The 23657-nt window shown below is 62.1% G+C and carries 24 protein-coding genes and 1 tRNA gene; 11 read left to right on the forward strand and 14 right to left on the reverse strand.

All coding sequences use genetic code 11. The annotated features are described in order from the left end of the window. Positions 1-82: 82 nt before the first annotated feature. Positions 83-961 carry a transcription initiation factor IIB family protein gene (locus ACGYLY_RS16065; RefSeq protein ID WP_395283953.1) on the forward strand — a complete coding sequence of 293 codons (879 nt, stop codon included), beginning with the start codon at positions 83-85 and terminating at the stop codon, positions 959-961. Here the strand turns inward: ACGYLY_RS16065 and ACGYLY_RS16070 are convergent. From ACGYLY_RS16070 to ACGYLY_RS16100, 7 genes are all read right to left on the reverse strand, one after another. After that, positions 943-1605 (reverse strand): MinD/ParA family protein, encoded by a 663-nt coding sequence (locus ACGYLY_RS16070; protein WP_395283952.1) that lies wholly within the window; start codon positions 1603-1605, stop codon positions 943-945. The two genes, ACGYLY_RS16065 and ACGYLY_RS16070, sit on opposite strands and share 19 nt — an antisense overlap. Next, positions 1602-2279 carry a hypothetical protein gene (locus ACGYLY_RS16075; RefSeq protein ID WP_395283951.1) on the reverse strand — a complete coding sequence of 226 codons (678 nt, stop codon included), beginning with the start codon at positions 2277-2279 and terminating at the stop codon, positions 1602-1604. Before ACGYLY_RS16075 ends, ACGYLY_RS16070 begins: the two co-directional genes overlap by 4 nt. 26 nt (positions 2280-2305) lie before the next feature. Continuing rightward, positions 2306-3148, reverse strand: coding sequence for a hypothetical protein (locus ACGYLY_RS16080; protein ID WP_395283950.1), 843 nt, complete (start codon positions 3146-3148; stop codon positions 2306-2308). Further along, on the reverse strand, positions 3145-3483 hold the full coding sequence (locus tag ACGYLY_RS16085; protein ID WP_395283949.1) for a hypothetical protein: 339 nt from the start codon (positions 3481-3483) through the stop codon (positions 3145-3147). Before ACGYLY_RS16085 ends, ACGYLY_RS16080 begins: the two co-directional genes overlap by 4 nt. A 36-nt stretch (positions 3484-3519) precedes the next feature. Beyond that, positions 3520-4065, reverse strand: a complete 546-nt coding sequence (locus ACGYLY_RS16090) for a hypothetical protein (RefSeq protein ID WP_395283948.1) — start codon at positions 4063-4065, stop codon at positions 3520-3522. Positions 4066-4335: 270 nt separating this feature from the next. Next, positions 4336-4620, reverse strand: coding sequence for a hypothetical protein (locus ACGYLY_RS16095; protein ID WP_395283947.1), 285 nt, complete (start codon positions 4618-4620; stop codon positions 4336-4338). A 9-nt stretch (positions 4621-4629) separates the two neighbouring features. Continuing rightward, a complete protein-coding gene (locus ACGYLY_RS16100; protein WP_395283946.1) occupies positions 4630-6726 on the reverse strand; it encodes a minichromosome maintenance protein MCM in 2097 nt (698 codons plus the stop codon). Between the two features lie 220 nt (positions 6727-6946). Between ACGYLY_RS16100 and ACGYLY_RS16105 the strand changes: the two genes are divergently transcribed. Next, positions 6947-7159 carry a hypothetical protein gene (locus ACGYLY_RS16105; protein ID WP_395283945.1) on the forward strand — a complete coding sequence of 71 codons (213 nt, stop codon included), beginning with the start codon at positions 6947-6949 and terminating at the stop codon, positions 7157-7159. Positions 7160-7447: 288 nt separating this feature from the next. Here ACGYLY_RS16105 and ACGYLY_RS16110 read toward each other — a convergent pair. Both ACGYLY_RS16110 and ACGYLY_RS16115 read right to left on the reverse strand, forming a co-directional pair. Further along, positions 7448-7520, reverse strand: a tRNA-Pro gene (locus ACGYLY_RS16110). A gap of 56 nt (positions 7521-7576) precedes the next feature. After that, the gene (locus ACGYLY_RS16115; RefSeq protein WP_395283944.1) at positions 7577-9631 is read right to left on the reverse strand and encodes a DEAD/DEAH box helicase; all 2055 of its coding nucleotides are present in this window, start codon (positions 9629-9631) and stop codon (positions 7577-7579) included. A gap of 241 nt (positions 9632-9872) precedes the next feature. Here ACGYLY_RS16115 and ACGYLY_RS16120 point away from each other — a divergent pair, with 241 nt between their 5' ends. Further along, positions 9873-10049, forward strand: a complete 177-nt coding sequence (locus ACGYLY_RS16120) for a hypothetical protein (protein WP_395283943.1) — start codon at positions 9873-9875, stop codon at positions 10047-10049. On the opposite strand, the gene ACGYLY_RS16125 is transcribed toward ACGYLY_RS16120, so the two are convergent. Together ACGYLY_RS16125 and ACGYLY_RS16130 are read right to left on the reverse strand one after the other, a co-directional pair. Then, on the reverse strand, positions 10046-10408 hold the full coding sequence (locus ACGYLY_RS16125) for a cupin domain-containing protein (protein WP_395283942.1): 363 nt from the start codon (positions 10406-10408) through the stop codon (positions 10046-10048). The two genes, ACGYLY_RS16120 and ACGYLY_RS16125, sit on opposite strands and share 4 nt — an antisense overlap. A 24-nt stretch (positions 10409-10432) precedes the next feature. Then, positions 10433-11644: an RNA-guided endonuclease InsQ/TnpB family protein gene (locus ACGYLY_RS16130; protein ID WP_395283941.1), complete on the reverse strand. Its 1212-nt coding sequence runs from the start codon at positions 11642-11644 to the stop codon at positions 10433-10435. 90 nt (positions 11645-11734) lie between these two features. On the opposite strand from ACGYLY_RS16130, the gene ACGYLY_RS16135 reads away from it, so the two are divergent. From ACGYLY_RS16135 to ACGYLY_RS16145, 3 genes are all read left to right on the forward strand, one after another. Continuing rightward, the gene (locus ACGYLY_RS16135) at positions 11735-12901 is read left to right on the forward strand and encodes a M50 family metallopeptidase (RefSeq protein WP_395283940.1); all 1167 of its coding nucleotides are present in this window, start codon (positions 11735-11737) and stop codon (positions 12899-12901) included. Between the two features lie 89 nt (positions 12902-12990). After that, complete coding sequence (locus ACGYLY_RS16140) at positions 12991-13671, forward strand: SOS response-associated peptidase (protein ID WP_395283939.1); 681 nt, start codon at positions 12991-12993, stop codon at positions 13669-13671. 46 nt (positions 13672-13717) lie between these two features. Then, positions 13718-14512, forward strand: coding sequence for a hypothetical protein (locus ACGYLY_RS16145; RefSeq protein ID WP_395283938.1), 795 nt, complete (start codon positions 13718-13720; stop codon positions 14510-14512). Between the two features lies 1 nt (position 14513). Here the strand turns inward: ACGYLY_RS16145 and ACGYLY_RS16150 are convergent, their stop codons facing one another. Next, on the reverse strand, positions 14514-15035 hold the full coding sequence (locus ACGYLY_RS16150; RefSeq protein WP_395283937.1) for a hypothetical protein: 522 nt from the start codon (positions 15033-15035) through the stop codon (positions 14514-14516). A 242-nt stretch (positions 15036-15277) separates the two neighbouring features. On the opposite strand from ACGYLY_RS16150, the gene ACGYLY_RS16155 reads away from it, so the two are divergent. Beyond that, entirely contained in the window at positions 15278-16126 is an 849-nt protein-coding gene (locus ACGYLY_RS16155; protein ID WP_395283936.1) for a ribose-phosphate diphosphokinase, read from the forward strand. 106 nt (positions 16127-16232) lie between these two features. After that, positions 16233-16994, forward strand: a complete 762-nt coding sequence (locus ACGYLY_RS16160) for an HpcH/HpaI aldolase/citrate lyase family protein (protein WP_395283935.1) — start codon at positions 16233-16235, stop codon at positions 16992-16994. Positions 16995-17240: 246 nt separating this feature from the next. On the opposite strand, the gene ileS is transcribed toward ACGYLY_RS16160, so the two are convergent. Next, positions 17241-20438, reverse strand: a complete 3198-nt coding sequence (ileS, locus tag ACGYLY_RS16165) for an isoleucine--tRNA ligase (RefSeq protein WP_395283934.1) — start codon at positions 20436-20438, stop codon at positions 17241-17243. A gap of 159 nt (positions 20439-20597) precedes the next feature. Here ileS and ACGYLY_RS16170 point away from each other — a divergent pair, with 159 nt between their 5' ends. From ACGYLY_RS16170 to ACGYLY_RS16180, 3 genes are all read left to right on the forward strand, one after another. Further along, positions 20598-21005 (forward strand): hypothetical protein, encoded by a 408-nt coding sequence (locus ACGYLY_RS16170; RefSeq protein WP_395283933.1) that lies wholly within the window; start codon positions 20598-20600, stop codon positions 21003-21005. Continuing rightward, positions 21002-21397 carry a hypothetical protein gene (locus ACGYLY_RS16175; RefSeq protein WP_395283932.1) on the forward strand — a complete coding sequence of 132 codons (396 nt, stop codon included), beginning with the start codon at positions 21002-21004 and terminating at the stop codon, positions 21395-21397. The genes ACGYLY_RS16170 and ACGYLY_RS16175 overlap by 4 nt, the downstream gene beginning before the upstream one ends. 124 nt (positions 21398-21521) lie before the next feature. Beyond that, positions 21522-22313: a hypothetical protein gene (locus tag ACGYLY_RS16180; RefSeq protein WP_395283931.1), complete on the forward strand. Its 792-nt coding sequence runs from the start codon at positions 21522-21524 to the stop codon at positions 22311-22313. Positions 22314-22352: 39 nt separating this feature from the next. Here the strand turns inward: ACGYLY_RS16180 and prf1 are convergent, their stop codons facing one another. Beyond that, positions 22353-23594 carry a peptide chain release factor aRF-1 gene (gene prf1 / locus ACGYLY_RS16185; protein ID WP_395283930.1) on the reverse strand — a complete coding sequence of 414 codons (1242 nt, stop codon included), beginning with the start codon at positions 23592-23594 and terminating at the stop codon, positions 22353-22355. Between the last annotated feature and the right edge of the window lie 63 nt (positions 23595-23657).

Consider the following 23657-nt stretch of genomic DNA (forward strand, 5'->3'; position numbering starts at 1 on the left):
TACGTTCTCTCCCCGGAACTCCGGTTGATTTCCCGATTTCTGCGCTCGTTTAAATAGCATATCGGACGAAGTTTCAACTGTGATGAGTACGACACAACCCCTACCCGAAACGTGCCCCGAATGTCAGAGTCGCGTCCGTACGGACGGTGCGGAAGCGGTGTGTACCGAATGTGGCCTCGTCATCGCCGAGGACGGTTTGGACCGCGGCCCGGAGTGGCGGTCGTTTCGCGACGACGAAACGGAACGGAAACGGACCGGCGCGCCGCTGACCCGCTCGCGCCATGACCGTGGACTGACGACCGAAATCGGCTACAAGAACAGCACCGTTCGACTCACCGGCCGGAAACGCCGACGCGTAATGCGGATGCGCCGCCAGCACAACCGCGCCCGCATCTCGTCCAAAGCGGAACGGAATCGCGTGTACGGCTTCACCGAAATACGCCGTCTCGTCGGTGCGCTCCAGTTGCCCGAAAACGTCCGTGACCGCGCCTGCGTGCTCTTCGAATCAGCACAGTCGGAGGACCTGCTTCGCGGGCGTTCGATAGAGGGGTTCGCCTCGGCGGCGGTGTACGCCACCTGTCGAACGTCCGCCGTCTCCCGAACGCTCGACGAAATCGTCGAACGCGCCCGCGCCGAACGGGCCGAACTCACGGCCGCCTACGACGCGATGAACCGCGAACTCGGTCTTCCTGTCGGCCCCATCGACCCGCGCGAGTACCTTCCGCGATTCGCCAGCAGACTCGGCCTCTCGATGGAGGCCGAACGACGTGCCCGGTCGTTCGTCGCACGTGCGGAGGAGCAAAACATCATCAGCGGACGGAATCCGAGCGGAATCGCCGCCGCCTGCTTGTACGCCGCCGCCCGCGATTGTGACGAGCGTATCACCCAACGCGCTGCCGCCGACGTCGCCGACGTGACCCCTGTGACGCTCCGCTCGACGTATCACGACCTGCAGGAGTAAACCGCCCGTCCGAGTTCCGAAAACCGTTCTCTCGCCTCGCTCTCCGGTGCCGCAGTCGCTACTGGACGTCCGTTCCGCTGTGCCTCCGCAACCGTTCTCGATTCAGGCACCGTCGTCACCGGGGCACCCAGCCTTCTCTCGACGGTTTCTACCGGCGGGGCTTCGCGCACCCGGTTCAGCACGACGCGACACAATCCGGCGTCGAGTCGCCGTGCGAGCGCCTTCGTCCGAACCGCGTCGGCGAGCGCGAACGGTCGCGGAATCGTCACGAGAACGTAGCCATCCGCCGCGACCAGCGGCAGTCCCGCGTCCGCCGACATCCCCGCCGGACAGTCGATAATGACGTGGTCGTACTCCGAGGCCACCCGCGCTATCGCATTGACGAACTCGGTGACGTCACACGAACGTGCCCCCGCCAACGTTCGACCACACGGAAGCAGCAGAACGTCGCCGACGCTCGACACGGCTTCGAGCGGATCAGCGCGCCCCGCCAGCACGTCGTGTAAATCCGGCCCGCGTGCCGTCGGCAGATCCGCCATCGCGAGGTCGGCGTCCACCACGACGCCGCCGAGTTCAGCCCCGAGGTTGAGCGCCACGGTCGATTTTCCGACGCCCCCTTTTCCGCCGGTAACCGCGACGTTCATCTCGCTCCTCCGACCGACTCCGCCCCCGATATCGCCTCGATCCGATCACCTAGCACGCCCGCCCGCCTCGAAACCGAATCGAGAGTGCATTCGTCCGTCGCGATTTGTCGCCGTAGCTCCTGTTCTTCGGTTTGTTCGGCTATCGTTCGTCTCCCCATTTCGTCGTCTCTCGCTTCGTATCGTTCGATTCGTGCTTCGACGGCGGAGAACCACGATTCGATCGCGTCGGGAAGGTTCGTCCGGATCGATGTCGGTATCGCATCCGCGGGCGGCCGGGCATCCCCCAACGTTCGAACGACATCCGACGCCGTCGGTTCGATGCCAAATTCGTCGCTCGAATGCCCGAACTTCCCGTCGGTCGTCGACGTCTCCGTTTCCGGTGCCCGCTCCGTCCACACGATTTCGGCGGGCGGCGAACGCGGGTTCCTGTCTGTCGCTACCGCGTAGCCGAGCGACCGACGTTCGCCCCCACCGACCACGTCTTCGAACCCGCCTTCGTCCCATCCGGCTTCCGGAATGCCGCCCCCGCGCGGTGGCCGGAGTTCGCCGTCGAGACGATTTCCGACACGGACCCTCACGGGAGTCGACGTGGAGTTCTCGACCACCAGCGCGACCAGCGCGACGGTTTCGACGCTACCCGCCCGCTCCTCCGTCGTCCAATGTAGTGTCACCATGCCCCGAATTGGATTCGTTTTCGCCCTTAAACCTGTAGTACGGGCGCGTTTAGGCAATCGGCGGCCGCTCGTGTCGATTCGAATCGCTCGCACGCGAGTACGACCGGCGCTCGAATCCGCGCGATGCGAGCGATTGCCAGCGCCGCGATCACCGGTTCCCCCTCGAACGACTTTCGTTTCGTCGTTCGACACGGCTCTCGTTTCCCTCCGGGTATCGCTTCCATCGCCGACACGAAATCCGCGTGAACGTGCCGGGCCAGATACTCCCGGGCGGCACGTTCGAGATTCGATTTCCGGTCCCGGAGACGCAATCGTCTCTCTCGGTCGTCCCTCACCGACCGCTGGCGTTCTCGTGCGTCTTCGAGAGCCTGCTCCGCCGCAATCCGTTCCGTCTCTTTCTCCGCCAACTTCCGCGTCGCGTTCCGAAACTTCGACTCCGCCTCCTCGAGATTCCCATCCGAATCCCGAAGGGCCTGCACTCGGCCACGCAACGTCGCGACGCGTTCCCGATGTTCGGCTTTCGAGCCACCTACTTCCGCGATGCGCCGGCGTTCGGCGCGAAGCGAACTCCCTCCGACGTCGAGCGACCGCAACGTCGCCTCGATTTCGGCGACCTCCTCGTCCTGCGGTGCGTTCATTCCAACCGACCGAGCGGCGGCGGCCATTGCCGGACGGAAACGAATCGACATTCCCGATTCGATGCATCCCACGTACGCGTGTGCTGGACCCGGTTCGGGGCAGTCGACGACGAGTGCGTTCGATTCGGTATCCGAGCGAACCGCCGTGACCGCGTTCGATAGGGAGATCGACTCATCGCGTAAGTCGATTGCGCGTCCTCGAACCGTTCGCCCTCCGATTTCGACCTTCATAATTCCGTGTTTCGCATCGCATTTGGCGCCGGATGGTCCGTCCCGACGGCGAACTTGTCATAGGGTGTACTCGGTTGTTCACGGTTCTCGTACGCTTTCGCCGCCGTTCGAATCCGTTCCGGGACGTCACGGAACTCGTTCAGCGGCTTCGTCCGTTCCAGTTGTACGTCCGCTCCGTGTTTCTCGTAGAGACGAAGCGCGAGAAACGCACCCAGTTCGGTCGACTTCAACAAGGCGGCCCGCCCGAACCGCCGTACGACGCACTCCTCGTGTGCCGAGCAGATGTTTCGAAGCGTCTGCCGAGCCTCGCTGGAATAGGTGATTATCAGCAGCACTACAGTTGGTTCGAATTTGATATGTATTAAAATTAACTACCGCGTTCGAACGTTCCACTCGTCGCCATCGAACTCGGCGACCGCATCGAACAACGTCTTGAGGGTGTTGACGGTCTGTGAGTCGTGTGCATCGGGGTCGAGATGGAAGTGAGCGGTCACATCGGCGGTCGTAAAGCGACCGGTGAGTACGTGAAGGAACTTGTAAACGGTCTGTACGTCCGAATACTGGAGAAGTGCCGTCAGCGAGTGAAAACACGCGACGGTCCGGTTGCCGTTCCCATGCCACTGCTGGAGCACTTCGCTGATCTTGATTCCGAGGCCGGTCAAATCTCCAGGATTCGAGAGCGTGTCCATGACGGCGTCCGTCGGCGTCTCCTGCATCGGTGCGGACGTTGCCACCGATCGAAGCGTCTCCCCGACACTGATAAATCGCAAGTTTGCTGGTCGTTCGCCTGCGTGTGCGAGCCAATCTTGGATACACGCGTCCGGCGAACGGGTGAACGTCACCCAGAGGACGTTTTCCTCGGATGGTGGCGACGTTGTCAACATATCCACGCATGCCTCATCGGTTTCCGAACTCATCGAAGGAGCGAGAACGAGAACACTAGATTCATCGCCAAGAGTCGCAGAAAAACCGCTCATATCCGATGTTCCTCGGCGTCGTGCATGCTCCATGCGTCGTCCATCCTGTACCATTTCTCGTGTATCATCCTGCCATCTGCATTATTATGGGCTCGATAAGTCTCGAAGATCCTGTCCGTTCTCTCGCATTTGATACACCTGCACACGCAACCTTTACACTTATACCATATTCAGGGCACGTTTATCTAGTTTTCCATATCCCGAATACAGTCATTTACTGGCGGTCTCCACTTGAAATTCTACCGTATCATCGTCCAGTAACTTCACGACCCGCCGGCGTGCCGCCGCCGCCGACTCCGCGACGACGACGATTCCTGCCGCCCGTTCGTCCCCCGTCGCTCTGTACGCTGTTACCTCCTCGTCCGCTTCGAAATCGGTCGCGTATGTCTGTAACACGGTCACCACCCGACGCTGTGTCTCCCGTAACTCCTCCTCTCCCGACTCGAAATCGGAGAGTGCATCCTCGATGTTCCTGAGCGCTGAAATACGATCCATGTCCGGTCGTTAGGTCGTTCTGAGGTGGTTGGTCGAGGGTTCATACACCTCTCCTTTCTGTTTTAGCTTGTCTATCTCGTGTTCGGCTTTCGAGGGGTCCGTCCCCGTCTCCTCCGCTCGTTCCAGGACGACATCAACCGGGGCACCCTCGTCGTACTCCTCTTCGATTTCCCCGATGAGTTGCTTGATACCCTTGATACGTTCTCGCTGCGTTCTGGAGGTTCCCGTCTCCACTACGTCCGCGTCGAACTGTCCCGTTTCGGGGTCCACACCGATGTCCTGCATGCAGGATCGTGCGATTTCGATGACGCGGTCGGCATCCTCCTGTTCGACCGTGTCCGAAAGCCGAACGCGAGCGCTCGCTTCGGCGAGGCGGACGAGCGCCTCCAACTTACGGGCGGTCACCGGAACCGGTGCGTCTTCGTCCATTCCCTTCGAACGCAAATTGACGTAGAAATCACGAATCTCCTGGCGGGCCTCCGACGTCATCGTCGGATAGACGTTCGATTTCGCGTAGGCGATGTACTTCCGCAGGAGTTCCGCGTCGATTGCCGGTGCCACCTCTTCGGTCTGACTGTTGACTTGGTCCTCCGTGATGTTCGGCGCGTTGATTTCGGTTCGCTGTGTGTTCAATTCGCCCGCGAAGTTGGTCTGAAGGATGTGCTCTGCCAGTCGCGAGTCGTGGTCGGGGTCCGGTTTGTCCGTCACCGTGAAGATGAGGTCGAACCGGGAGATGAGCGCGGGTTCGAGGTTGATCTGCTCGGCGATGGATTCGTACTGGTCGAACCGGCCGTACTTCGGGTTCGCTGCGCCGAGGAGCGAACAGCGGGACTTCAGCGTCGCGTTGATCCCCGCTTTACTCACGCTGATCTTCTGCTGTTCCAGTCCCTCGTGCATGGCCGAACGGTCCTCGGGACTCATCTTGTCCAGTTCGTCCACCGCCGCGATGCCTTTGTCCGCGAGCACCAACGCCCCCGCCTCCAGCGTCCACTGCTGACCGTCGCCGAAGTCGTCGCGGACCGCCGCGGCCGTCAGACCCGCCGAACTGGAACCCTTCCCGGAGGTGTAGACGGAACGGGGCGCAATATGTTGGATATATGATAACATTTGACTCTTTCCCGTACCAGGATCACCGATGAGGAGCATGTGTAGGTCGCCGCGAATCCGCGACCCGTCGGGGAGGTGTTTGGTCACACCGGAGAACAGCTGCAAGATCATCGCCAACTTCTCCTGCTCGTAGCCGTAGATGGCCGGCGCGATGGAATCGACCATCTGCTCGTAGATGTTCCCCTCGTTCGAGAGCTCGATGATTTCCTGTTTGTCCTCGTCGGTGATGTCCATGTCCTCGAACTCTTCGTCCTCGATTTCCACGGACACCCCGTCCATGTATACGTCGAAGACCGCGGATTTCTCCTGTCCGCTTCCCTGCTGTTCGAGGTGGAGAACGCCCGTCACGGTCACGTGGTCGCCGGGCGAGACGTGACCGGTGATGTCGTCCTCGATGTGTACGTCGATGCTCTGTGGCGTCTCGCCGCCGCGAAGCCCCTCGGGACTCTCCTGTATGCGGAGTTTCTGCGAGTCGATGAACTCGGACTGGTCGAAGTTGATGCGGAACGGTCCCTGTCGCTCACAGCCCTGACATTCGTGGGGTTCCTGAAAGTCCCCGCCCGCTTGCGGGATGTACGTCAGCGTTCCACAGCGCTGGCATTCGAACGCGGCCTCCTGAATCTTCGGCCGCACGCCGGTCGCCTTGCGGACGATTCCCTGGACGCTCACCAGCGTGTTGACGTGCCGGGCACGAATCGCGCGGATATCCGTGTGTTCCGGCAGGTTCTGTAGGCGAACGTGTGCCTGCCCGAGGCTCACGTCCACGGGGAGGTCGTACAGGCGGAGCGCCTCTTCGGCGTACTCCTGTAGCTGCTGTGGTTGCGCGAGATAGTCGTCCGCGATGTCCGCGTCGTACTGATACAGGTCGTTCCAGTTGATGTACAGCGACCGCTTTTCGTTCGGGTAGTTCTGGGCGAGTTCCCCGATTTCGTCTCGGTAGTAGTTCCGGTAGAACTGTTCGAACCTGTCTATCAGTTCCGTGTTTTCCGCGCGAGCCATTCATGGGTCATTGGTTCCCGATTAGGTAAGAAGTTTCGCAAAGTATCGTGAGAAAACTGTCATTTGGGTGGGACACATCCCACGCAAACGGATTCGAGTGCGAAACGGACTATCGTCGCCGAGTTCATCTCTTGTCACACCACCTTCCCGTCCGCTAAAATATACACCTTGCACCTGCAACCACATTCCGCACATCCCCGTGAACGCAACACCCACAGGCATGTTCGGACCACTCGGACCACTCACCGTCGGAAAAAAGGCCGCGAAGTTCGGCTACCGACGCTTCGGCAAACTCGGCGCCGTCGTGTTCGGTATCGGCGCAGTCGGCGGCTATCTCGTCGCCAAAAGGAAAGTGAAGTCGATGATGAAGGGAGACACCGACGATACCGGTTCGTCGGATGACAGTGCCGCGGAAGGCGGCGAAGCGGCGTAGGTTCTCCCTCTCGATTTTTGCTCGCGTGTGGTGTGCGGGCCGTGATTTGCAGGGTTCGAATGCTCGGAGAACCATCTCGGACGACGAACATCGTTCGCGTCGCTGACGCGCCGCTCACGGTCTTCTCGTCCAAGAATGGGATCGCCCGGATTGTGAACCACGCCGAGACGGTCGCTTCACTTCGTTCAGCGCTGCGACTCGTCTGATTCAAATCCTCATAAATCCATTTTGGACGACGGTTGTCGTTCGCGTCGCTGACGCGCCGCTCACAGTCTTGTCGTCCAAGAATGGGATCGCCCGGATTTGAACCAGGGTTATCGGCACCCAAGGCCGAAAGGATACCAAGCTACCCCACGATCCCGTACCTTTCAGTAGCGTGCTCCCCCTGTAAAACGTTTCGTTTGGCCGTCGCCCGTGTCACTCGTCCTCGCCGAACAGTTCGAGGTCGGCGACGATTTCGAACGGTTCCTTCTCCTTCCGGATGCCGTCCAGAATTTGGAAGGCTTCGTCCGGCGCGAGGAAGTGACTCGTGACGACGCGCCCGAGGTGCGTCGGCGAGAACCCGTGGATGAAGTCGTATTCGAGCAGTTTGCCGAGCGCGTGTTTCGTCGGCACGTCGCCTATCATCCGGTCGTTCAGGCGCTTCGCGGCTTTCCCGCCGACCGTGATGTTCGCCAAGGTCTCCTCGATGGCCGCGCTCTCGTCATAGAGGGTCCGAACGTCCTCCATCTCGCCTTTGAGGAGTTTGAACGCCACCTCGTCCTCGGACATCTCCATGCTGTTGTGATAGCTCCCGTCGGGTTCCACGAGAACGTACACCTTCCCGCGGTCGTGGTAGTCCGGGCGACCCGCGCGGCCGAGCATCTGGTGGAACTCCTGTACCGTCAGCCACTCGATGCCCATCGCCAGCGAGTCGAAGATGACCTGCGAGGCCGGGAAGTCGACACCGGCGGCGAGCGCGGCCGTCGTGACGACCGCCGCGAGGTCCTGGTCGGCGAACATGCGCTCGACCTTCTTTCGCCGTCCGTAGTCCAATCCGGCGTGATACGGCGCGGAGTTGTACTCCAGTTTTCTGGAAATCTCGTGACAGCGTCGCCGCGAGTTGGTGAAGATGATGGTCTGGCCGCGGTACCCTTTCGAGGACTCGCGGTCGAACTCGCGCTTTACCAGTTTGTTCTCCGTCACGGGCTTTTCGTGCCCCTCGGCGAACGTCACGTGGCGTTCCAAGGCGACCGGTCGCTCCTCGAACTCCACGAGGTTCGCCTCCAGCGACTTGGCCAAATCCTTCGGGTTCCCGACCGTCGCGGAGAGGTACACCCACTGTGCGCCGCCGTAATTGTTCCGCCGCTTGGCCCGTTCCTCGCAGTAGTATTTCAGCCGCGAGATGAGGCCGTCGAGGCGGTGGCCACGCTCCTGTTCCTGTAGCGTGTGTACTTCGTCGATGACCACGGTTCCGATATCGCCCAAATCGCGTCCCGTCCGGAGGGCGTGATCGATTCCCTCGTAGGTCCCGACGATGATGTCCGCGTTCGGGTCGAACCGGTTGCCGTCGTCGCGCACCCGACTCGCTCCGACGCGGATGGTGACGTTCGCCACGTCACCGTACTCCTCCTCGAAATCCTCGTGTTTCTGGTTCGCCAGCGCCACGAGGGGGACGAGAAAGAGCATCTTCCCCTTCCCGTTCAGCATCCGGTCCAACCCCGTCATCTCGCCGACGAGCGTCTTCCCCGTCGCCGTCGCGCTGACGACGAGTTGGTCGTCGCCGTCGAGGAGGCCGTTTTGCACCGCGAGGCTCTGGACGGGTAGCAGGGTATCGAATCTCGATTCCAGCAGGTTCTGGATTCCGGGGTGGAGGTCCAGCGAATCGACCCGCTCCATCTCGATGTCTTCCACGTTCGCGCTGATCTCGTCGAACTTCGTCAGGTCCGGGTCGAGTCGTCCTTTGAGCAGGTTCGTGATTCGCTTCAAGTCCTGTACTTCCAACAGGAGATCTTCGAGTCGGTCCTGAGCGGCGCTCGTCAGGTTTCCCCTGAACGAGAGTTCCCGCTCCAACTCCCGCGTTGCACAGTCGGGACAGATGTACTCGTCGCCCGTATCGATGGCCGTGTCGCCGTTGATGGGCGAGTACCGACCTTTGTTGGCGCACAACCGACACGTCCGCACCGTTTTCGCGTCGAGTTGGTAGCCGTCGAGCATCTCTTTCAGCTCTTCGCGCGCATCGGGAGCGGTCTGCTGTGAGATTCGAATCCGGTTCGCGTTCCGTGCGAGTTGGACGAACTCGTCGGGACTCTTCGGTTTCTCGCTCGACCCGTCCTTCAACAGAAACCGTCCGGGTCGCGGTCCCGCGTCCGTCTCCTTCAGTTCGAGGATGGAGCGGAACAGTCGCTCACCGCCACGCCGGGCGGCCACCTGATAGCCCCTGTCCGTTTCGTGGCAGAAGAGCGTCTCCACCTGCTGGGCCTGCTTCGACACGGGACACGCTACACACCGGAGCTATTTCAGCGATTCGAACGAGACGACCGCGAATCACCGGTTTACGCCCGTGCCAGTCCGTATCATCGTCCGAAGAAAGCCGCCATTGAACGGTGGAAATGCGGCCCTAACGGCTCCTATCGGCCGTTATCCTGCCAATACCGTTTCGAAACCGGCTCATAACAAAGCCGGTTCACCCGTTAGCGCTGGACAGCGCACGGTCGCGCATCACGGTGGCATAATGAAAGGCACGCAAGAAGAAGACCTTCCACGGCGCTTCGACGACGACATTATCCTCGAGATAGAGGACGGTACCGACCGGGAACGACCGCTCGTTCGAATCTCCGATACCCGAGAGGAGACGGCGTGGGTTTCCTCGTCCATCGACTCCGTGGTCTCGCTCTCGGAGTGCCGTTAGACGAGTTGAATCTCGTCGTCCCCGTTCGGCACCGCACAGAGGAACGCACCCGACTTTTCGCCCTCGTTTCGATACCAATGTACCGCTCCCGCCGGAATCAATAGTGAATCGCCCGCGCTGACTTCGTACTCCTCGTCGCCGATGCCGACGACGTACTCGCCTTCGAGCACGTACTGTTCGTGTTCGACTTCGTTCGTGTGTTCCGGCACCGACGCGCCCGGTTCGAGCGTGAACCGGCGAATCGCGAAGTTCGGTGCGTCCTGTTCGTCGCCGATGAGAACGCCCTTCGCCATGCCGTCGGCGGCCCCGACGGCCTCGTATTCGATGTCATCCGCGTCCCGCACGATTGGTTCGGACATGTCCGCCCATTCGAAGGCGGTGGGCTAAGGTTTTTGCACTGCTTCGAGGTCCTCGTTCGGGATGAACTCCCCGTCGGGCGTCACCCGTCCGGACCCGAGCGCACAGTATTTCGCGCCGACGCCCCGTGAGGAGAGCGGCCCGCGCCGGATACACCGGAACCCGATATTCTTCGCCGCGTTGTAGTCGTCGTTGGCTTCGTTACCGCACTTCAGGCACTCGAACCGGTTGTTCTCCACGTCCCGATTCTGCGGATGCGTGAAGCCACAGGACGTACAGCGCTGGCTCGTGTACTCCGGATTCACCTGTACCACCGTGATGTCCCGCTCCGCGGCGCGATAGGCGACGAACTCGAACAACCGTTCGAACGTCCGTCCGTGGAACGCGGTCGCCCGTTCGAGCATCTCCCGTACGCCTTCGAGTTCGCCGAACGCGACCACCGAACAGCCGTGTGTTTCGGCCTCGGAAACGATTTCGCCCGCGATTTCGTGCAAGGTGTTACGGGTGAAGTTCTCGATGCGTTCGTTGGCCCGCCTGAGCGTTCGCCGCGCGCTTCGCGTGTTCGTCTCCCGGAGGTCCTCGCGCAAGTCGGTGAACTCGGCGTGTCGGTGCGTGAGTTCCGCGCCGGAGAAGAAGCTGGCCGTACTCGTCACGGCGAGGTTTTCGATGCCGAGCGAGACGCCGAGGACGGTGGCGTCTTCGGTCGGCAGTTCCACGTCCGGTCGAGGCCGTCGGAATCCGAGGTGAAGATGGAACTCCCCGTCCCGGTAGTGGAGCGTACTTTTTGCGGGTTCCCATCTGTCGTCGTCCAGATACTGCGACTGGTAGCCGTGGTCCGAGAACACGAGACGACAGCGGACGCGGTCACCGGTCGTCGTCAGACTGATGCTCCGGTCGTCGAACAGCGTCAGCGTGCGACTGTCGTAGACCACGGTCGGACTGGTGAATTCGGGCTTCACTCCGTCGTCTTCCCGTTCGAGCGCGCCTTTTATCGCTTCCGCGGCGCGGTGGGTGGCGAGGACGGCGTGCTGACTTCCGAGGCGAGTGCGCTCGCGCAACTTCTCGTACGCCAGTTGCTGTACCTCGTTCCGAGTGTGGCAAACACCCCACGCGGCGTTGACCGCGATTTGGCACCCGCGCTTCCACTCGCGCACCATCGACAGCAACCGCTCTCGGTCGTCCGCCTCCACCGAGAGGCGCGTCACCGCCGTCCGCCTGAAATATTCGGGACCGCTCACGTTCTTTTCTCCCCGGAGCGCCCCCTTGAATACTTCGGGACGCCGCTCGGCGTGAAGACGCTTATATTGTCTCCGGTGCAACATACGCCCATGCGAAGCTTCAAAATCGGGAGCGTGTTCGGCATCCCGATAAAACTCGACCTCACCTTCCTGCTCATTCTGCCGGTGTTCGCGTGGCTCATCGGGACGCAGGTCGCGGATTGGGTTCGAATCATGAATCAGATCTGGGGTCTCGGGTTAGTCGCCGGGCCGCTTTCCTCCGGAGCCATGCCGTGGTACCTCGGCGCGGCCGCCGCCGTCGGTCTGTTCGCCGGCGTCATCCTCCATGAACTCGGCCACTCCGTCGTCTCCATCCACTTCGGCTTCCCCATCGACTCCATCACGCTGTGGATTTTCGGCGGTATCGCCCGCCTCACCGACCAACCCGAGGAGTGGTCCCAAGAACTCCTCATCGCCATCGCCGGTCCCGTCGTCAGTATCATCCTCGGCGTCCTCTCGTTCGTTGCGCTCTTCGCGGTTCCCACGGACTTTCAGGCCGTCCGCTTCGTCCTCGGGTATCTCGCGCTGATGAACCTCGTCCTCGCCGCGTTCAACCTGCTTCCCGGCTTCCCCATGGACGGCGGACGCGTCCTCCGGGCGCTCCTCGCCCGAACCCGCCCGTTCGCACAGGCCACCCAAACCGCCGCCGAAGTCGGGAAGGTGTTCGCCATCATGCTGGGACTGTTCGGTCTCCTCTCCGGCAACATCCTCCTCATCGGAATCGCCTTCTTCATCTACATCGGCGCGTCCAGCGAGGCCCAGCAGTCGGTCCTCGCCGCGACGTTTCGCAATGTCCACGTCAAGGACGTGATGACGGACGCCGAAAACTTACACACCGTTTCGTCGGACACGTCCATCGCTGACCTCCTCGAGATGATGTTCCAACAACGCCACACCGGCTATCCCGTGGTCGACAACGGCGAACTCGTCGGCATGATAACGCTCGACGACGCCCGAAGCGTCAGGCAAGTCGAACGCGACGCCTACACCGTTCGCGAGGTGATGTCCACTGACGTCAAGACCATTCCCACCGACAGCGACGCCATGGACGCATTGGAGACGATTCAACAGCACAACATCGGTCGGCTTCCGGTCATCGACGCCGACGGAAACGTCGCGGGAATCATCTCCCGCACGGACCTGATGACCGCGTTCAACATCATCAACAGCAGCGGGCGCACAGAGGAGGAACTCGCCCCGCACGAACAGCCGTCGTAACCTCGCTGAAACCCGTCGGAAATCCCGGCTTCGAACCGCCGAACATCGCTGCCATCGTGCTTATTCTTCTCCGCGGCGAAGTATCGAGTATGTGTGGTCGCCTCTCGCTCTTCGCATCCCAAGACGAACTCACCGACCGGTTCGACGCCACGCCCACCCGTCCGCTCCGCCCGCGCTACAACGTCGCGCCGGGGCAGGACCACCCCGTCGTGCGAAACGACGCGCCCGCGGAAATCCGCTTCCCGACGTGGGGACTCGTTCCCCACTGGGCCGACGAGTTCGGCGGCGGACACATCAACGCCCGCGCCGAGACGGTCGCGGACAAGCCGAGCTTCCGGGACGCCTACCGTGACCGTCGGTGTCTCGTCCTCGCCGACGGCTTTTACGACTGGAAGAAGACCCCGTCGGGCAAACAACCCTATCGGATGACCAGAGCGGACGGCGAACCGTTCGCGATGGCGGGACTGTGGGAACCGTGGCGGAACGGGGAGCGGAAGACGTCGTTCACCGTCGTCACCACCGAACCGAACGACGTCGTCGGCGAAATCCACCACCGGATGCCCGTCATCCTCGACCCCGACGAGGAGGTGACGTGGCTCGACGGCGACGAGGACGAACGCCGGTCCGTCCTCGACCCGTTCCCGGCGAGCGAGATGCGGGCCTATCCGGTTTCGACGAAGGTGAACAACCCCGATAACGACTCCGCCGACATCGTGGAGGAAGTCGTCGCCGAGGAGGACGCCCAAACGGGGTTCGGCGACTTCACGTGACGACGGAATCCGAACGTTTTCCCCGGTTTGCGTTCATCACTCGCGCATGACCACCATCGACGAAAAGCGGGTCTACAGCGACCGGGAGGGAACGACGACGGTTCTCGTCGCCACCGAACTCGGCGTCGCTCGCGTCGACGTCTCTGGGGACATCATCGGCGAGTTCTCGCTGGCACACCGCTGTGCCGCCCGCGATATCGCCGCGGCAGACGGCACTCCGACCGACTGCGCTCTTGCGGTTGCGACGGACGAAGACGTGCTGGATGCTGCGTTTTCGTCGCTCGGGTTCGGTCCCGCCGTCGAGGTCGGGTTCGACGGCACGACACTCCTCGCGGCGGACGAGGACGGACGACTCGTGCGTCGCGAGGGGAACGAATGGCACGAACTGGCGACGCTCGACGCCGTTCGAGCCATCGACGGCGACTTGGTCGCCACCGACGACGGCGTGTATCGTGTTTCCTCGGACGGCGTCCAACACGCCGGTTTGGCCGACGTTCGAGACGTATCCACGGCCGGTGTGCCGCTCGCGGCGACCGCCGACGGCCTCTACCGACTCGGAAACGGATGGATGAAAACGGTCGACGGCGATTTTCACGTCGTGAGCGCCACGGACGGGGAGGCGTACGCTGCGACCGTTGATGGAGTCGTATCCTGTGAGGATAACGAGGTGGACGAGTGGTCGACCGTTTCCCTCCCGGTGAACGACCCCGTCGTCGACATCGCATTCGGGGACGGCGTCTACGCCGCGACCGAATCGGGGACGTTTTTGGCGACCACCGGCGACGGATGGCGGAGTCGCAATCTCGGCTTGACCGGCGTCGCGGGGCTTGCCGTCCGCTAGTTTACGCTCGGTCGCCGACCGATTCGTCATTCTTCGCGTCGAGTTCGTACAGCCCTCGATACCGTCGTCGAACGAGGCCGAGACGGGTGAGTTCGCGGAGCCGACTTTTCGCGCACTCCTGGGTCACGTCGAGTTCCCGGGCGAGATACGCGGGTATCGCCCTCCCCTCGACGAGGAGGTTCAAAATCCCGCGCTCGGTGGGTCTGAACTGGTCGTTCTCGAACGGCACGTCGGCGAGAACCGTCTCCGTGTTTCTGTATCGTCCCTTCCGTTCACCACTCGCCTGCTCCTCGACCCGTAGTTCGTAGAGTCCCCGATACGGTTTTACGACGAAGCCGTCCCTCCGAAATCTATCGAGAATGGTGCGGGCCGTATCCGCCTCGATGGCAAGTTCGTCCCCGACGTACGCTGGCGTACACCGTCCCTCGCCGAGGAGGTTCAGAACTCCCGTCTCGGCGGGTGTCAACTCGTTTTCGTCCACCGGAAGCGACCTCCCGACACTCAATCGGGTCACCGAAACCATCGTACGATAATACTCGTGTACGAATATAAAATATTATTCCATAGTATGGTATTTTCAAGCACTATGTCTGACTATTTATAACTGGATCCTACCACGTGCTCGACGGTCGACTCCATATTCGCCGCCGAAGCCCGGATGCGTTATCGAAACCGACCCGGATAATCGGGGACAGGTACGTGCTGACGGGGCACGCGTCGAGACGAGTGAAAACCGGTTTAACCCGGCATATCCAGTGTCCGCGTATGATACTCAGTGGGTCCGCCTCCCAGTCTCTGGCGGCCACTCTCGCCGACGAATCGGACCACCGTCTCGGGTTCGTGGAGTACGAATCGTTCCCGGACGGCGAACTGCTCGCGAGCGCACCGGAGTTCGACGGGGGCCGTGCCGTCGTCGTGGCGTCGACCGTTTCAAGCGACGCACACATCGAACTCCTTCAACTACAGGACGCGGCCCGCGAGTGGGGCGCGGAGGAAGTCGTCACCGTCCTCCCCTACATGGGCTACGGCCGACAGGACGAGGCGTTCGACCACGGGCATCCCATCTCGGCCCGAGCGGTCGCCCGCGCCATCAGCACCGGAACCGACCGCGTGCTCACCGTCAACCCCCACGAGGAGGCAATCTGTGACTTCTTCGACGTTCCCGCCGAATCCATCGACGCCGCGGGCCACCTCGCGGAACCCCTCCCGGACGACCTGACCGACCCCGTTTTCCTCTCCCCGGACGACGGCGCGCTCGACATCGCGGAAACAGTGCGGGACACCTACGGCGACGGCGTCATCGACTACTTCGAGAAGAGACGCATCTCCGGGACCGAGGTCGAAATCACGCCCAGCGACACCGACGTCGCGGGCCACGACGTTGTCGTCACCGACGACATCATCGCCACCGGTTCGACCATGAGCGAGGCCGTTTCCCTCCTCCAACGGCGTGAGGTAGGCCGCGTGTACGTCACCTGCGTCCACCCGATGCTCGCACAGAACGCTAGGACCAAACTCGCACAGGCGGGCGTCGAAGCGGTGTTCGGCACCGACACCATCGAGCGAGCGGTGAGTCAGGTGTCCGTCGCGCCCTCGATTGCGAACGCGCTGTGAAGACGTCCGTTTCTGACCTCCTCTCGAACCACGACTCCATTTTCGACCACGACTCCACCCTCGAACCACGGCCTCGTTTTATTACGTGCCCGGCGAAGGTACGCGTATGTCACTCGTGAACCGTTCGATGCGAAAACTCGATCGGGGAGATGCAGTCGTCGGCGCGTGGCTTCTCTCGGGAAGCACGCGAGCGGCCGAAGTACTCGCGCGAACGTCGGTCGATTGGGTCGCCATCGACACCGAACACGCACCCCACTCGCCCGAGCGCGTCGAAGCGCTCGTCCGGGCGGTCGAATCGCACGCCACGCCGCTCGTTCGGCTTCCGTCCGTCGCTTCCGCCGTTTCGGGCGGCGCGAAACACGCCCTCGACTCCGGTGCGAAAGGCGTCATCGTCCCCGGCGTCGAAACCCCAGAGGACGCGGATTCCGTCGTCCGAGCGACCCACTTTCCACCAGTCGGAGAGCGTGGCGTCGCCGGCACCACGCGGGCGAACACATACGGCGAAACCTTCGACGACTACGTGACGGCGGCGAACCACGAAACGCTCCTCACCGTCCAAATCGAGTCGCCGTCCGCCGTCGAACGGGTCGAAGAGATACTGGCAGTCGACGGCATCGACATCGCGTTCATCGGCGAGAACGACCTGTCCGCGGCCTACGGCCATCCGGGCGAGAAGGACCACCCCGACGTGACGGCGGCCGTCGATCGGGTGTTCAAGGCGGCGAAAGCCAACGACGTGTATCCGGGAATCGCGGGACGGACACCGGAAATCAAATCCGAGCGAACCGAACGCGGCTTTCGCTTCTTCCTCCTCGGAGCCGATTTGAGCTTCATGCGAAACGGCGTCGAGGACTTCCTGACCGACTAAAAGAGGAAACGGACTTCGTTGGCCGCCACTCCAACGAAGTCCGTATCGACGGTTCGCGGTTTCTATATCTCGGCTTCCGCCAACGGCGAGATTGCAATCCACCTTTTACTGCGCTCGGTCGCTATCGCTCCCTCGTTGGTAAAAGCTGGACCAAAAGCACGTCGTCACCCCCGTCCGTCGTGCCTTCGGCACTCCGTTGGGGGTTCCTTGGCCCGCTCACGGCTTCGCCGTTCGCGGTTCGACGTCCTACGCTTCCGCTTCCGCAAGCGGCGAGATGGCGATTTCCATCTCCACGCCTTCTACGTCCCACGTCTTGCGGTAGCCGTCCTCGACAGTTCCGACGCTCTCCGCGCGGACCTCCTCCTTCACGAGGTCCATGTGCCGTTCGACCAACTCGGCGACGCGCTCGTCGCGCACGTCGAGTTCGAGGTGGATATTCTCCTCGATGTCGAGGTCCTCCTCCTTTCGCATCTCCTGCACGCGGCGGATGACCTCGCGGGCGTAGCCCTCGCTCTCGATGTCCTCCGTGAGAGCGGTATCGACGTAGACGACGCCGAGTTCCGTCCCTTCCACGTCGAACGCCGCGCCGGACACGTCGTCGGGCGTCTTCGTGACGAACTCGACCATCTCGTCGTCCAGTTCGACGTCCTCGGAGAGCGCGTCCGAAACCGCCGCTTCGAGCGCGGACAGGTCCGGTTCCGTGACGCGCGCCTCGTTGAGCGCGTTCATCACTTTGCCCGCGTCGCCGCCGAACACGGGACCGAGGACGCTCATGTCCGCCTTGGCGCTGTAGGCGAGTTCGCCCCACCCTTCGTCGGGCGAGACCAGTTCGACCTCGTAGGCGTTCAGGCGGTCCGCCAGCAGGTCGCCGTGGTTCTCCACGGCGTGGACGACCGATTCATCCCGTGCGTCCACGACGATTCGCGAGACGGGCCAGCGGAGTTTCCGCTCGGCCTGCTGGCGTGCGTTCGCACCCGCTTCCTCGACGGCGCGGAGGACGGCCACGTCCTCCTCCAACTGCTCGTCCTGCCAGAACTCGTCGACCTCGGGCCAGTCGAGCATGTGGACGCTCTCCTCGCCGCTCTCGCCCGTGAGGTTCTGATAGATGTCCTCGCTCACGAACGGCGCGAACGGCGCGAGCAGGGCGACCAGTTCCTTCAGGACGTGGTGGAACGTCGCGTAGGCGGCCCGCTTGCTCTCGCTGTCGGCCTCGTCCCACATGCGCTCGCGGACGACCTGAATGTAGAACCGGGAGACGTCCTCGACGACGAAGTCGAGGAGCGCGCGGAGCGCCTTGTCCTGTCGGAAGTCCTCCCAATCCTCGGTCATCTCCGCCGTCACGGTCTGTAACCGCGACAGGAGCCATTCGTCCACGAGTTCGGTTTCGGCGTCCTTTACGTCCACCTCGCTCGGGTCGAAGTCGTCCAGTCGCATGTACGGCAGCGGGAACCGGAACACGTTCCAGAGGATGTTCAGGCTCCGCTGCATGTTCTGCATCTCGTCCCACGAGAACCGCATGTCCTCGCCCTGCGGGTTCTGCGAGAGCAGGAACAGGCGCATCGGGTCCGCTCCGTGGCGCTCGATTGCCTCCTCGGGCGAGACGATGTTCCCGATGGACTTGGACATCTTGCGGCCGTCTTCGGCGAGCGCCCACCCGTGCATCAGCACCTCGTCGTACGGCACTTCGTCGAGCGCGGCGGTGCCCATGCCGAGTTGCGACCAGAACCACCCGCGGGTCTGGTCGTGGGCTTCCATGATGAGATCGGCGGGCCACAGTTCCTCGAAATCCTCCTCGTTGCTCGGGTAGTCGAGCGTGCCCCACGACGCGACGGAGGAGTCGAGCCACACGTCGAACACGTCCGGGACGCGGGTGTAGGTCGTCCCGTCCTTCGTGATGGTCAGGTCGTCCACCGTCGGACGGTGTAGGTCCACGTCCTCGGGGTCCACGTCTTGGTCCACCGCCTCGACGAGTTCCTCGCGCGTGCCGACGACGACCACGTCTTTCATGTTCCCGTCCCATCCTTCCGGTGTCCAGATCGGTATCGGCACGCCCCAGTAGCGCTGGCGCGAGACGTTCCAGTCCGGCGAGTTCTCCACGAAGTTGTAGAACCGTTCGTCGCGGGCTTCCTGTGGGTGCCACTCGCTGTCCTCGATGTTGTCGAGGAGTTCCTCCTTGATGTCCGTCACCGTGATGAACCACTGGTCGGTGACGATCTGCAGGATGCCGGTGTCACACCGCCAACAGTGGCCGTAACTGTGGTGGACGGTGCCGGACGCGAGCAGGTGGCCGCCCGCCTCCAAGTCGGCCATGATTTCCTCGTCGGCGTCCTTGACGAACTTCCCCTCGTACTTGCCCCCTTCCGGGCCGTACGTGCCGTCGCCGCCGACGGGGCAGAAGATGTCGAGGCCGAGTTCTTGGCCCCGATTGAAGTCCTCCTCACCGTGGCCGGGCGCGGAGTGGACGAGGCCGGTACCGTCTCCCTCGACGTCGACGTAGTCGGCTTCGTACACCTGCAACGTCCCTTCGCCGCTCGGGTGGTTCGGCACTTCGTCGTCGAGCGGGTGTTCGTACTCCCACCCGAGCATCTCCTCGCCGGTCAGTTCGTCGACGACTTCGTAGTCGTCGTACCGACCTTTCTTCAGGACTTCCTCGGCCTTCGGTTCGCCGACGTAGAGCGTCTCGCTCTCGCCGTCCTTGGTCGCCCGAACTTCGGCGTAGGTCCCGTCCGCGTCGACGGCGACGAACGTGTTCGCCGGAACCGTCCACGGCGTCGTCGTCCACGCGACGAGGCTTCCTTCTTGGTCCTTCAATGGAAACTTCACGTAGATGGACGGGTCGTCAACGTCCTCGTATTCGACTTCGTTGTTGGCGATGGCCGTCTCACAGCGCGGACACTGGCTGATGGAGCGCATGCCCTGCTCCACGAGTCCGCGTTCGTGGGCGCGCTGGAATCCCCACCACGCCGCCTCCATGTACTCGGGACTAAGCGTCTTGTAGGGATTTTCCCAGTCCATCCAGACGCCGAAGGACTTGAAGTCCTCGTCCATCGCGTCGAGTTGGTCGTTGGCGAACTCCTTGCACTCCTCGATGAAGTTCTCCATCCCGAACTCCTCGATGTCCTTCTTGTTCTCGAAGCCCAGACGCTCCTCGACTTTGGTCTCGATCGGTAGGCCGTGCATGTCGTAGCCCGGCCGGTCGGTCACGTCGTAGCCCCGCATTCGCTTGTAGCGGATATAGGCGTCCTTCAGCGATTTGTTCCACGTCGTGCCCATGTGCGCCGCGCCGGAGGTGTACGGCGGCCCGTCCACGAAGAAGAATCGCTCTTCACCCTCTCGTGCCTGCTTCGTCTTCTCGTAGGCGTTCACGTCGTCCCAGTAGTCGAACACCCGGTCTTCCACCGAGTGTGGTTCGTACTGGTCGTCTACTTCGGCGAACCTGCTCATGTGCGATGTGAGTGCTCCCGGCAATAAAGTGAGTTCGGTTGTGCAGTCCGACCAGTACGACCCGTCCGGCGGGGATTGCTCCACGAACGTCGTCCTTGGCTTGCCAGTTATCGTAAACAACGGCAGAAAATATTTGTATTCCAACGTGAATCGATGGTTATGTCTATCCCCATTGTTACCTATCTCGCCTCCATCCCCATTCTGCTGGTAATCCTCTTCGGAATCGTGTCGTTTTCGTACTGGATGCGAAGTGACGCGACCGCCCGCGGCAGTTCATCCCCTTCCTATTGGGCGGTTTTGGGACCGATATTCTGGCCTGCCGCCCTCTACTACTTCCTCGTCGTTCGACGGGCGAACGAGCGGCGATACCCGCCGACGCCGTGGCAGGGTCTCGCGGCAACCTTCACCATCAGCTATATCGGCGCGATGGTTCTCGGATTCGTACTCGGACCCCCCGACGTGTTCACGCAAATCCTCTACACACCTGTCTACTTCGTGATTCTGCTTTTCATCACGTATCTCCTCGTCTATCGACGCCGATACGAACGGCTTCCGAGGTTGGCATGAAGCGACAAACTCACTGGCTGGTTTCGACCTTTTTGCTCTCCATCGCGTTCTGTGTCGCGTTCTACGGAATCGCCATTCCGACCGTCACCAAAAACGGCGTTCTCGCGCTCTGCGTTCTCGCCGCCGGAACCGCCGCATATCTGGTCACGTTCCGCTGGCGTCTCTCCCTCCGGCGGGTCGCCACGTTCGTCGTGGTCGTCGCACTCCTTCCGATTCCAACGAAACTGTTCGTGATAGGAGTGGGTGTCGAGTTCGCGGCAGGCGTACTGTCTAGCCGCACCACGTTTCACGCTGTCTCGGGCGTTCTCGTCCTCGCCATCGCCTCGGCAGTCTCGTATCTCGAACTTCGGGCACGCCGTGCGGCCGCGGACGGAGAATCGATACACGGGTAATGGGACCTTACTCGCTCCGACCGTTCGCTACTAGCGACTGCGCTTATGCCTGTGCATGTCGGACCCCGTAGTCCCGGAACGGCCGTCCTTCCGAGACGGTTCGCCGCCCAACAGGTGATACACCATGTCAACCGACCTCGACGACCTTTCGAATCGGCTGGGACAGTCCATCGAGGAGTTCGACGACGAGAACTCCCGACCGAAACTCATGACGCGGATAGGGAGGGCGCTGGCGCGACTCGAAGACGCCTTCGGATCGGCCGACACGTTCGAGGAAGTGTCGGAGGAAGCCGACTCCCTCTGGACCCTCCTCGACGAAGCGGGGGACGTGTTCGACGGATTCGACGCCGACGCGTTCATGAAGACCGTCGACGTCGGGCAGTTACCGAACGCGATCGAGTTCGAGAACGTCCCGGATGCGGTCGAGAGCGGAAACCTGCGGGATGCGCTCGACTCGAAGGAACTCGTGAAGGCCATCAACTTCCGCGAGTTCTGGAGTTCCGAGGAGATGCAGGACCTGTGGGAGCAGGGAACGGAGTTGTCGGATGCGATTGGCTCGCTCTCGGGCGACGATTCCGGCGGTTCCGACGAGGGTGACTCCGGTCTCGGCGATATGACCGGCGACACGGCCGAGATGGCTTCGAAGGCGACGGAGGGAAAACTCCAGTCCGAACTGGGGGAGAACGCCGAGCAGTTCCGGGAGCAAATCGACGACGCCCGAGACCGGTTGAAGGACCAAATCGCCCAGAGCGAGTTGGGGTCCGGTGGCGGGAGAGGGGACGACAGCACCGGCGGCGGGCCGGGGGATCGCCCGGACATGAAGGTCACGTTCTCGTACTCCACGATGCCGGACGACAGACCGGACATCGCGTTCAATCCTCACTACTCGACGATGCCGAAACGGGACGAAGAGTAGCGAAAAACAGGGAGAAGTCAGCAGAAACGGGACAGCGATTTACACGCCGGTCGAGTAGCGGAGGATGCCGGCGACGCCGCCGAACGCGTTCATCAGTTGCTCACCCTTCTCGAAGTCGGTGCTGATGAACTTCGTCTCGGTCCCGCGCTGTTCGGCGATGTTCATGAGGAACTCGATGGCGTCCTCGCGTTCGGTCATCTCGGCCTCGGTTCCGTCCTCGCAGGTGTGGCTCGGGTCCGCCTTCCGCTGGTCGATGAACTCGTATTCGTCTTTGTCGCCACACTCGAAGACGGCGACGTCCTTGCGAAGGTCCTCGGAGAGCAGCAGACGGTCCACGGACCCCATGATGAGGTTTCGGCGCGTGGGTTCGAACCCGTAGGTCGCGAGGTCGCCCTCGTGGAGTTCGCGGAAGAACTCGTCCATCTCCCGCTTGTCCTTCATGACCTCCGCGTCGGCGAGCGTCTCCTCGGCGGCGTTGACGAGGTCGTACAGGCCGGATTCGTCGGTGTAGGCGATGTCGAACTTGCCGAGTACCTTCCCGTCGAGTTCGTGGTGGAGGTAATCACCGTCGAGGAACTCGTCCTTCGTCGGCGACGGACCGCCGACGAGGACGCCGTCTATCTCGTGGCGTTTCGGGACGAACAGGTCGTCCGCCATTCCCGCGACTTCCTGATAGAAGTTGTCGATGGCTTCGAGGCGCAGTCGGTGGAAACGCTGGGCGGACTGACCACCTTTGCGCTGTTTGCCGGGGACGAGCGACGAGGCGGATTTGACCGGCTCGATTCGCTTGCCTTTCAGCCACCCGACGGTCGCCTCGCGTCGGTCGAGGACGATGAGGCCATACAGGCCCTTGTCGCCGAGCATCTCCTCCAGTGGTTCCGTCAAAAACTGGGAGTCGCAGTGATAGCGGAACGACTCGACCGGGTCCGGCGGACTTTCGAGCACCTTCGTGACCATGTCGGTCTGACCGCCGCCGGTGTCGATGGCTCCGCTGAAGATGACGATTCCGCGCTCCGGCGGGAAGGTGTCGTAGTAGCGCAGTCGGTCCTTGATAGATGTGAGGGCGTCCTGCACGTTGGTCCGCGTCTGTTTCGACTTGATGTTGCTCGCTTCACTATGCTCTTGGGTGACGTGCGCGACGACGTCGCTGATCTGCTTGTCCTCCGGGATGTAGATGGTGACGAGTTGGGTCCCCGAGCCTTCGTACTCCTTCAAGTCCTCGATGACCTTCTGGAACTCGTACTTTTTCCTGTCGGACTGTTCTCCGTCCTGCTGGCTCATTACTCCCTTCTAGCCGCTCCAACTGGTAAGTAACCTTTGACCTCGCTTGCGGGGTGTTAGCGC

The sequence above is a fragment of the Haladaptatus sp. CMAA 1909 genome, assembly GCF_043952005.1.
In the GTDB taxonomy this organism is placed as follows: domain Archaea; phylum Halobacteriota; class Halobacteria; order Halobacteriales; family Haladaptataceae; genus Haladaptatus.